Below are 10118 nucleotides of genomic sequence, written 5' to 3'. Positions count from 1 at the left end.
TTGAATGGAGCGCGTGGAATATTGATTAAAAGCGTGGTAGAACATCCTTCTATCACTTTGGGAGATACCCCCTCAGTAGGTTAATCTTACTGTGCATTGTTAGCTTTTGTTAGCAAAATAGTATCGGTACTTATTATTCAGATAGATTGAGATGACGAAAAATCTTTTAGGTAAAGTTGCCTTAGTCACTGGAGCAACCAGAGGTATTGGTAAGGGTATTGCTATTGGTTTAGGGGAAGCAGGGGCAACTGTTTATATTACGGGGCGATCGCTTAATACCATTTCTGCTGACAATGTTTCTGGAACACTTTTAGAAACCAAAAAAGAGGTTGAAAAAGTTGGTGGTATCTGTATTCCTGTTCAAATAGACCATAGTGATGATGAGCAGGTAAAGTTACTATTTGAACGTATTAAAACTGAACAAAAGGGGCAACTTGACTTATTAGTAAATAACGTTTTTTCAGGAGTAAAAGCTGTTGCTAATGCCTATAGTCAACCTTTTTGGAAAAACACTCCGAGTCTTTGGGATTCTATCAATAATGTTGGTCTGCGTAGCCATTATGTAGCAAGTGTTTTTGCTGCTCGTTTAATGAGTCAGCGTCAACAAGGACTAATTTGTACTATTTCCTCTTGGGGAGGAATGTCTTATATCTTTGGGGCAGCTTATGGAGTGGGAAAAGCAGCCTGTGACCGTTTGGCAGCAGACATGGCAGTAGAATTAAAACCTGATAATATCACATCGGTTTCTATTTGGCCAGGAATTGTCGGCACTGAACATATGTTGAAGTTGTCTGAAGATTTGAAGACTCAGGATGATATTCAACCTCACGATGTTACTTTCAGGGATTGTTACAATTGGGAAACGCCTTTGTTAACTGGAAGGGTCATTGCTTCTTTATTAGAGCAACAAAATACTATAAATTTAACAGGAAAAGTGCAGATTGTAGCTGAATTAGCTCAACAGTATAGAATAGTTGATGAACATGGTAAACGTCCAGTTTCATTACGTTCTCTTCGTTTTATAGTACCTAATGCTATCCCTATCTTGAGAAAGTATCCTTGGCTGATTCCTGACTTTAAAATTCCTTGGTTTATTTTGCAATGGGGAATGGTTCAATCTCCTAAAATTTAATCAATTTATTCAGGTGTTATTAACAATAATTCAGTAGTCAAAGAAAATTAATTATAACGGTTCTTTGAACATAATGAGATGCATCAGTCCCAAATGTTTTTGACCATGGGATAGAGGAGCCAGTGCGCCCTTGCAGGTCTCCCGACTTAAAGCAACTGGCGTGGTGTTGTAGTGCCTCCTGCGGAGGAGCTGCCCTAACACGAGCGTCAGGGTAACACTTACAAAATAAAGATATGTCATATTTGACTATATTTTTATGAACTATACAAGCAGACTTTTTCTCTCATTGCCTACTCTCTTAAAAAAGGTTAAATTAATTTTGCATAGGTACTTATCTCTATAAGATTTAGCTCGAAGTTATGTTAACTTAGTATTTGTTAACATTATCTAAGTAATTATCATCTTGAGTTATGTCACGCCCTTTAAGACAAACGGTTTTGTTTGTGGATGGCTATAATGTCATTGGTTTATGGCCTCGTCTCCGAGAAATTCTCAATGTTCATGGCTTAGAAACAGCTAGAAGAGATTTGATTGAGGCTCTGGTCAACTACAGCGCTAGTCGGGACTTAAAGACTCAGATAGTATTTGATTCCCAATACCAATATACTCCTACAGTAAAAGAAACTGTTACTGATAATTTATCAGTTTATTATACAGAGTTTGGTCAGACAGCAGATACATATATAGAGAAAGCTTGTGCTAATCTTCGCCAGGAAATGCGTTTGTCTAAAAGTAGGTTAATCGTAGCTACTTCAGATAGAGCTCAAAAGCTGACTGTGATTGGTTATGGTGCTGAATGGATGTCTTCCCAACAGCTTGCTAATGATGTTGAAAGTGTAGCGAGTGGTGTTCGGAGTAGGTGTCAACGAAGCAAAAGACCATCAAGACGTTTTCTGGCTAGTTACTTAGATCCAGAATCTCAAAAGCGCCTAGCTGAATTGAGAATGGGAAAAAAATAGTTATTTATCATATAATTTGATTAAAGTCAAATGATAATTATAAAATAATTTTATAATAAAGATAAGAATAAAAGATATAAAAAGGGGTTGCAAAATATCTTGAACCACCCTTATAATAAGTAATTGTTGCTCAGGAATAAGCAAACATTCATTCCTCGGTAGCTCAGCGGTAGAGCGGTCGGCTGTTAACCGATTGGTCGCAGGTTCGAATCCTGCCCGGGGAGTTTAGAAATTTTAGGTTCTGGAATTAGGATAATTAGTGGTTCTATTTTTCTACTAAAATCTTAAGTTCAGAATTCTAAAATTAATAAATTCATATTTCAGTACGAACATACCAATAAATGGCCTGTATATTGGTCTCTTGATCGAAATGTGACTTTTCTCAATCATGGGTCTTTTGGAGCGTGTCCATTGGAGGTGTTGACAGCTCAGACGCAACTGCGGGAAAAGTTGGAAAGAGATGTACATTTTTTTATTCGGGAGTTTGAAACTCTATTGGATGAAACTGGATTGATATTAAGGTACGGATGTACCCATGAAAAGGGACGTTTAGGAGAGAAGCAGATTTGGAGGCGAAAATCTCACGTCTGGTTCTGTTAGCGCAGCTCCTCCGAAGGAGGCAGAGAGAGGAGCCGGTTTGGTAACTTGCGTGGCTTAGTTTAACGACAATGTCTGTCGGAATGCGCTGAATTTTGTTAGCGATCGCACAGGTGCAAAAGTGATAGTGGCATCCTTACCTTTTCCTGTAGAGTCTCCTCAACAAATAGTCGAGGCAGTTATTAAACATATTTCACCAACAACAAGATCAGTATACTTATCAACTTTATAAGTTAACTATAGTTGACCTATAAAAATAGTTAGTGATTCTTCAAAAAAAATCTCAATCACTAACTATTGTAACTTATTCAATCAAACTAAATTTTGATAAATTTTCAATTATTTCTTATTCATCAACTTTCAAATTCTGGCACAAAAAACGTTCGCATTTAATTGTACCATTTTCTCTAGCTTGATGAATTTCTAATTCTGCTTCAGAAACTGCTTCAAATAAGAAACGTTCTCCTGGGAAAACTGTACGTTCCAAATATTGATTTTTAACATTACTAATTTTAGCAATCTGCATTTTGTAAGTAGTATTCACATAGAAACAAAGAATTTTTTGACTCTGTTTTGTTGATAGTCTATCTAGTGCTATAGTCACAATCTTTAATTCCCTCTAAGTTTTTGCTGCCGATTAGCAACCCGACTGAATTTTGATATCTTTGAGTACCAATACATTTATTATAAACGTATAGGGATCACTTAAGTATATGTTTAATTACTTTTGTTGCAGAAAATTAAGTTAACTTAGGTTGTCCACTTTAAACCTAGTATTTCTTCAGTATAAATACTCATTATTTAGTAATCTATACTTATAGAATTACTGAGCTTGCTAAATAACGTTGATAACACAGTATTGGAGAACAAAAAACCTTCAGGATCGGTTAATCTCAAATATCCTTCTATGGGAAGTTTTTGCTGATTTGAGAAAGGGGTTGCCACACCTTTTAGATTAAGAAGTTCTACCCACCCTAACTTTTGATAGGGTTGTAAATAGAGCAATAATTTTTCTACAGTTTTTTGACCAAACTGCTGAGATAATGTTAATAGATTCACCCCTTCTGCCAAGCGGAATCCTAACATCAGTGTTTCTAATAAACAATCCTGACTTGATGTATCAATACCCTGATTTTCTAAACTACGACCTTGAAACGATAGCACCCATTGATAGTATTCTTTCCGCGTACGGGGTCTGGTAAATCTTTGCCCTTCTACATAACTTGATGCACCCATGCCAAAACCATAATAAGGACGATTTTCCCAATAAACTCGATTATGTCTACATTGATAACCAGGCTTGGCATAATTAGATATCTCATAATGTTCATATCCTGAAATTGATATCAACTGCTGTGCTATTCGATACATTTGTGCTGCTGTTTCATCTGTAGGCAAAGGAGCATTACCTGGTTGATAATAACGTCCAAAAGCTGTAACTGGTTCTACTACGAGGTCATAACTGGAGATATGAGTTGGGGAAATAGCTATTCCAGATTCTAAAGAAGTTTGCCATTGTTCTAAGGTTTGATGTGGCAGTCCTGAAATTAAATCAATACTGAAATTAACAATTTTTGCTTGATGCAATATGTCTACTGCTTTGTAAATATCTGAGACATCATGCGATCGCCCACAAAGTTGCAATAAATCATCTTGAAATGCTTGTACTCCTAGACTGACTCGATTTACTCCTAGGGATTTATATCCTTGCATCTGTTTCAAGTCAAAAGTTCCAGGGTCCATTTCTATAGAAATTTCAGCATTGGCCACAATTCCCAATTTTTGTTCTAGGGTATCTAAAATCTGACTTAATTGACCCACTGACAATAGGGAAGGGGTACCACCCCCAAAGAAAATAGTTTCTAAGGGTTGACAAAAAGATTTTGTATTGTTTATTTCCTCACAAATTACCTCCACATATTCTTGAATTGGAGAAAAATTATCACCTTTTTTACCATCGCCCACTACAGAAATTGGAAAATCACAGTAGTAGCAGCGCCGTCGGCAAAAGGGGATATGGACATAAGCCGAACTAGGAATGCCGTAATTTCCCACTGGCCTTTTCATTATTAGACACAATTACAAAGTATATCATTTATAAAACTATCTTAAACAATTATGAACTTAATGAGGAGTAGCAGTAGTATTAATTGAGAGAAATAATATTTCTTAAGGAGGTGGAAATATTACTTAAGTAAAAAGTAAAAAAAAGCACTTATATATTTTTTGATTTAGATAAACTACATAATAGTAATTTCAAAAAACTGGCTACAAATAAGTTTGAGATGCTAGGTAAATTTTAATCCGATCAATAATATGTCAGTTAAGATTCTTATCAGTCTCTAATCTGAGTTGGTTATTTGTAACATGATTTAATGAATTTGCTATAATTGTTTTACCTTTATCCTAAGTAAAATTAGTCATTTACCACAAATTTTCATTACAAATCAAGTAAAAATAATCACATTGTTTTGGTCGCCAGATAGATTTTGTATTTCAGGAGTAGCTCTAAAAGGGAAGCAAAATTATTAATTATTACCAAGTTTCAATAAAATTCAAACCTCATAAAAGGAGAACCGTAAAAATGGCACATCGACTGTGAAGATATAATGGAGGCAAAATTGAGTAGCCCAAAAATTGGGGTTCTCAATCATTATTCATAAATAGAGCTTGCTGAAAAAGTATGCTTGGGGTTTGGGTAGTCCTCAGGAGACAGGAGACAACCCACCCCTAACCCCTCCCAGGAGGGGAATACAGGAGGAATGGGGAATTTAAAGAAGGCAGGAGGAAGAATTATCAGAGTGATTTTTCTGCCAAATGCCACCCTTTCATCCGCTCCATGCATTTTGATGAAGCAGCTCACGCACCAGGTATTTCTGACGATAAAAAAGGCTACAACCTTTATCTATCAATGCTTTTAGATTTAATCAGCAGAGCAATAAATACCTTCTAGGGAAATATCTATAATCTTCCATAAAATAAAAAGACAAATTCAAACAATGCTTGACGCAATAATTATTATTTCATTTGTACTTGCTGGAGCTGGAATAGGTTTCTATAGCATAGAACTACTTCCATCCAACGTACTACTAGAAGTCACTAACATCGAAGGCTTACGTTCAGTATTGTGTGCCTTCACTTCTTTGATTGGCTTTGTAGTGGGATTGGTATTTCAAACCACATATAGACGAGTGGAAGCACAAGTCCGACAAATGCCTGTTGACTTGTTATTAACGCGGGCGATAGGGTTAGTAATTGGACTATTAGTGGCCAACTTAATGTTAGCACCACTGTTTTTACTACCTATTCCCGAGGAGTTTAGTTTCATTAAACCTCTTGTCGCAGTTTTAGGCAGTGTCATGTTAGGTTTTACAGGAGTTAATGTTGCTGATACTCATGGTCGTGGTTTTCTACGGCTAATTAATCCTAATAGTTTAGATGCAGTATTAGTGGCAGAAGGAACTCTCAAACCTGCTACTACTAAGATTTTGGATACTAGCTGTATTATTGATGGCAGGATAGAAAATTTATTAGAAACAGGTTTTCTGGAGGGTCAAATTCTTGTACCATACTTCGTTTTACAGGAACTACAGCTTATTGCAGATGCTTCTAACGATCAAAAAAGAGTCAGAGGTAGAAGAGGGTTAGATATTTTAAATAGACTTAAAGAGGTTTATCCTTCTCAGATCCAAATCCATTTTGGAGATTATGAAGAAATTTCTACGGTGGATGCGAAGTTGATTCGTTTTGGTCTGGAAATTAGTGGTACTTTGCTGACGAATGACTATAATCTATGTAAGGTTGCTAGTTTACAAAAGGTTCCTGTACTTAATATTAATGACCTGACTCAAGCAGTACGACCAAGTTATTTGCCTGGCGATACTATTGAAATCAGAATTCGTAAGGAAGGTAAGGAACCTTCTCAAGGTATTGGTTACTTGGATGATGGTACGATGGTTGTTGTAGAGTCTGGTAGTGGATATGTTGGTGATGAGGTACGGGTTATTGTTACCAGTTCTTTACAAACTTCTGCGGGTAGGATGATTTTTGCTCGTACTCAAGAATCGGCGATCGCTTAATTTCAGTTATAGCGCTAGGGAATAGGGAATAGGGAATAGGGAATAGTAAGCTGTAAAAGGGTTTTTCCTACGGAAATGCTCCGCAAAAAGGATTTATAAATGTCCTAACCTTTGCTTCGACTGCTAAATCAGTTATTAGTACCTCTGGCGCTCACCATTGGGATTGAAATAAGGAAATTGATTTCTTTTATCCCCTTAAAAGGGAAGGCAAGAGACCTGATTTTTTTGTAAAATTTAGTTAGTTTTCTCAAAAAACAAGCCCCAACTATTCACTATTTGCTGATAGTTGGGGCTAATTAATTTAAAAGTCAAAAATTTCATAAAACTGAAATTTTGGCGTTGCATATTTTTGCATTGGAATTAGTTTGGGGGATGTTGCATATTTGCGGGATGAATCAGTGTGGGAGGTGTCAGGAGTATGAGAAATGTGGGGAGTGTGGGGAGTGTAGGGGGTGTTGCTTATGTGTGGGATAAATCACTGTGGGGGGTGTGGGGAGTGTGAGAGCGTAGGGGGCGTTGCTTATGTGTGGGATGAACCAGTGTGGGGACTGTCAGGAGTATGGGAAATGTGGGGAGTGTGGGGAGCGTTGCATAAAGGAGTTAAGGAAATAATTCCTCAAACTCTTAAAAAAATAATATCTATCATCTCCAAAATAAAATTCATTTTAACATTGACAGGACTTACGTAAATTCTTACAGCAGTTTTCAGGTCAATGAACCACGTAAAAAAAATGATAACCTTATGAGGGCGAATGCCATTCGCCCCTACTTTGTGGTTTACTCAAATGAAAAGCGCTGTAAACAATACGCTATCCTTAGAGGGCTTTCTTCCATTAGCCCCTACTAGGTATGGTGGTTCTGCGTAAGTCCTGATTGACTATGAACTAGAGCACATAATTTTACCATTATGAATAATCAACAGCTAATTATTTTTACTCGTTATCCGGAACCAGGAAAAACAAAAACACGATTAATACCTGCTTTGGGAGCAGAAGGTGCAGCAAGTCTACAATTTCAGATGACTGAGACAACAATCACAAAAGCTCAGAAGTTATCTAATATGATGTCATTATTAGTTGAAGTTCGATTTGCTGGGGGTAATTTACAATTAATGAAAAACTGGTTAGGAATTGATTTAAAATATCAAGAACAAGGTACAGGAGATTTAGGCGAACGTATAATAAGAGCTTTTGAATCAGCTTTCGAGCGGGGGATGAAGTCTGTGGTTGTTATTGGTACAGATTGCCCTAGTTTAACTACTGAAATTATGTTAGAAGCTTTTGCTAAATTAACTGAATCTGATGTAATAATTGGTCCGGCAACAGATGGAGGTTACTATCTAATTGGTCTTAAAAAAATTATTCCAGAATTGTTTCAAGGAATTAATTGGGGAACTTCTGAAGTCTTGTCAAAAACTGTGGCAACAGCTCAAAATCTTAATTTAGTTATTGACTATTTACCTGAACTTTCTGATATTGATCGTCCAGAAGACTTAGAAAATTTACAGTTTTAAATTAATGAATACATATCTAATTTTCATCTGCTTTTAAATATCATTTGATTGAATGGTAAAAAGTATAAATTTTTCGTCCCTTACCAAAAAATTGATGAGCAGTATTTCGATTATTATTCCGGTGTTAAATGAAGTTAGTACGATCGCTCAAACTATTTCTACAGCTCAAACAGGAAAGGATATAGAAATAATAGTTGTTGATGGTGGCAGTAATGATGGTACAATTGAGCTTGTTAAATCTTTGGATGTTAAACTTATTTATTCTTTTCCTGGCCGTAGTATTCAGATGAATTGTGGAGCTAAAGCAGCAAGGGGAAATATTCTTTTATTTTTGCATGGGGATACTTTTTTACCATTAAAATTTGACGAATTATTAAGAGAAATTATAGCTAAACCAAATATTATTGCGGGTGCGTTTGAATTAGGTATTAGGGGAGAAAAAGGAAGTTTACGAATAGTTGAGAGAATGGTAAATTGGCGATCGCGTTATTTACAAATGCCTTATGGAGACCAAGGAATTTTTCTCTCAGCTAAAATATTTGCAGAAATTGGTGGTTTCCCAGAAATACCAATTATGGAAGATTTTGAATTGATCCGAAAGTTAAGGAAAAGGGGGCGAATTGCAATTGTATCAAAACCAGTATTAACTTCTGGCCGTCGGTGGCAAAAATTAGGAATATTTAAAACTACTCTAATTAATCAAGTTGTAATTATTGCTTACCTACTTGGGGTGTCTCCAAAGGTATTAGCACAATGGTATCGTAGTCATTTTAAGTAGGAATATGGTAAGCAATGTAGGTTGGGTTGAGGGACGTTTGCGGAGCATTTCCAACGGAAAAACCCAAGAGTTGTGTTGGGTTTCACTCCGTTCAACCCAACCTACATTTTTAGGTGTGTCAGTCTACTACTATTGTCAAGAATTTCACGCTCAACTGCCTACACACCTCATACAAAACTCTTTAGATGCTGAGGTTGTATCTGCAATTAAACGGACTTGATATCATACCACACTCCCCATCACCCCATTCCCCCCACACTCTAATTACATTGATGCTACCGGACTCGATCTTATTACCACGGACTACCAACCATAGTAAACCCTGCCCAATAATAGGGATGAGCAAAATCCTTATTCTGAATATTCTCCAATTCCGATGGCAAACTCACCTCTCCAGGACTACCCGAACCTCTTAAGGTACCATCTGTTACAACCACTTCTCCCCTCAACATTGCTAACTGCGCTTCTCGTAATGCTTCGGCTTTAATTTTAACATCATCTAAATGAGCATAAAACTCTGTCATCAACCCTAAAGTACCCTCATCACTCACTAACCAAAAACTACCTAAAGCAGATTTAACTCCTGCTGCGATCGCTAACCCGGCAAAACCTAATTCGGCATTAGTATCTCCCACCGCAGTACGACAAGCAGATAATACTAATAATTCTGCCTTTTCGCTATTCCATCTTAATTTTCGGACTTCATCTAAGCGTAATTTATCATCCCATAACTGCACATAAGAATTATTTGCATTTCCGGCTCGAAATTCTGCATGAGTTGCTAAATGAACAATCGGATATAAACCATTGGATAATTCATTAATCAGATTATTTTTAGTAAATTCTTCATTTAAGAAAATATTTCCTCGCCACAATTTTTCAGAAATAGTTTGCAACTCTATTGGTACAGCAGGCAAAGGAGTTTCATCGATGAATTCACTAGCTCCCATTCCTAATAATTTGGTATTTTTGACAGAATTATAACGACTATCCATTAAACTCACACTCGGAATTAAACTCATACTATATTTCTCAATTAAAAATTGTTCTCCATCATGTA

Annotated in this window: 11 protein-coding genes and 1 tRNA gene; 9 read left to right on the top strand and 3 right to left on the bottom strand. The window is 36.5% G+C overall.

Going from position 1 to position 10118, the window contains the following annotated elements:
• Nucleotides 1-151 precede the first annotated feature (151 nt).
• The 4 genes from F6K40_RS35980 (at nucleotide 152) to F6K40_RS41195 (ending at nucleotide 2691) form a co-directional block, all read left to right on the top strand.
• Nucleotides 152-1132, top strand: a complete 981-nt coding sequence (locus F6K40_RS35980; RefSeq protein ID WP_293143691.1) for an SDR family NAD(P)-dependent oxidoreductase — start codon at nucleotides 152-154, stop codon at nucleotides 1130-1132.
• A gap of 410 nt (nucleotides 1133-1542) precedes the next feature.
• A complete protein-coding gene (locus F6K40_RS35975; protein WP_293143688.1) occupies nucleotides 1543-2091 on the top strand; it encodes an NYN domain-containing protein in 549 nt (182 codons plus the stop codon).
• Nucleotides 2092-2243: 152 nt separating this feature from the next.
• Nucleotides 2244-2315 (top strand) — tRNA-Asn (locus F6K40_RS35970).
• 148 nt (nucleotides 2316-2463) lie between these two features.
• A complete protein-coding gene (locus F6K40_RS41195) occupies nucleotides 2464-2691 on the top strand; it encodes a hypothetical protein (protein ID WP_365673976.1) in 228 nt (75 codons plus the stop codon).
• 343 nt (nucleotides 2692-3034) lie between these two features.
• On the opposite strand, the gene F6K40_RS35960 is transcribed toward F6K40_RS41195, so the two are convergent.
• Both F6K40_RS35960 and hemW read right to left on the bottom strand, forming a co-directional pair.
• Complete coding sequence (locus F6K40_RS35960) at nucleotides 3035-3292, bottom strand: DUF1830 domain-containing protein (protein WP_293143685.1); 258 nt, start codon at nucleotides 3290-3292, stop codon at nucleotides 3035-3037.
• A gap of 197 nt (nucleotides 3293-3489) precedes the next feature.
• Complete coding sequence (gene hemW, locus F6K40_RS35955) at nucleotides 3490-4755, bottom strand: radical SAM family heme chaperone HemW (protein ID WP_293143682.1); 1266 nt, start codon at nucleotides 4753-4755, stop codon at nucleotides 3490-3492.
• A 932-nt stretch (nucleotides 4756-5687) separates the two neighbouring features.
• On the opposite strand from hemW, the gene F6K40_RS35950 reads away from it, so the two are divergent.
• From F6K40_RS35950 to F6K40_RS35930, 5 genes are all read left to right on the top strand, one after another.
• Entirely contained in the window at nucleotides 5688-6767 is a 1080-nt protein-coding gene (locus F6K40_RS35950; RefSeq protein ID WP_293143679.1) for a PIN/TRAM domain-containing protein, read from the top strand.
• Nucleotides 6768-7291: 524 nt separating this feature from the next.
• The gene (locus F6K40_RS35945) at nucleotides 7292-7456 is read left to right on the top strand and encodes a hypothetical protein (protein WP_293143676.1); all 165 of its coding nucleotides are present in this window, start codon (nucleotides 7292-7294) and stop codon (nucleotides 7454-7456) included.
• A gap of 218 nt (nucleotides 7457-7674) precedes the next feature.
• Nucleotides 7675-8280 (top strand): TIGR04282 family arsenosugar biosynthesis glycosyltransferase, encoded by a 606-nt coding sequence (locus tag F6K40_RS35940; protein ID WP_293143673.1) that lies wholly within the window; start codon nucleotides 7675-7677, stop codon nucleotides 8278-8280.
• A 94-nt stretch (nucleotides 8281-8374) separates the two neighbouring features.
• Nucleotides 8375-9058 (top strand): TIGR04283 family arsenosugar biosynthesis glycosyltransferase, encoded by a 684-nt coding sequence (locus F6K40_RS35935; protein WP_293143670.1) that lies wholly within the window; start codon nucleotides 8375-8377, stop codon nucleotides 9056-9058.
• Nucleotides 9059-9062: 4 nt separating this feature from the next.
• Entirely contained in the window at nucleotides 9063-9278 is a 216-nt protein-coding gene (locus F6K40_RS35930) for a hypothetical protein (protein ID WP_293143667.1), read from the top strand.
• A gap of 73 nt (nucleotides 9279-9351) precedes the next feature.
• Here the strand turns inward: F6K40_RS35930 and F6K40_RS35925 are convergent.
• On the bottom strand, nucleotides 9352-10118 hold a 767-nt coding region (locus F6K40_RS35925), incomplete at its 5' end, for a CHAT domain-containing protein (RefSeq protein WP_293143664.1).

The organism is Okeania sp. SIO3I5, from assembly GCF_010672085.1.
Classification (GTDB): Bacteria; Cyanobacteriota; Cyanobacteriia; order Cyanobacteriales; family Microcoleaceae; genus Trichodesmium.
The sequence above is the reverse complement of the archived record's forward strand: the minus strand, read 5'-3'. Positions and strand labels throughout refer to the sequence as shown.

Excerpts from the sequence above, each read along its gene's own strand:
- F6K40_RS35975 (WP_293143688.1), top strand. The coding sequence starts at position 1,543 with ATGTCACGCCCTTTAAGACAAACGGTTTTGTTTGTGGATGGCTATAAT.
- F6K40_RS35940 (WP_293143673.1), top strand. The coding sequence starts at position 7,675 with ATGAATAATCAACAGCTAATTATTTTTACTCGTTATCCGGAACCAGGA.
- F6K40_RS35980 (WP_293143691.1), top strand. The coding sequence starts at position 152 with ATGACGAAAAATCTTTTAGGTAAAGTTGCCTTAGTCACTGGAGCAACC.
- F6K40_RS35930 (WP_293143667.1), top strand. The coding sequence starts at position 9,063 with ATGGTAAGCAATGTAGGTTGGGTTGAGGGACGTTTGCGGAGCATTTCC.
- hemW (WP_293143682.1), bottom strand. The coding sequence starts at position 4,755 with ATGAAAAGGCCAGTGGGAAATTACGGCATTCCTAGTTCGGCTTATGTC.
- F6K40_RS35950 (WP_293143679.1), top strand. The coding sequence starts at position 5,688 with ATGCTTGACGCAATAATTATTATTTCATTTGTACTTGCTGGAGCTGGA.
- F6K40_RS35935 (WP_293143670.1), top strand. The coding sequence starts at position 8,375 with ATGAGCAGTATTTCGATTATTATTCCGGTGTTAAATGAAGTTAGTACG.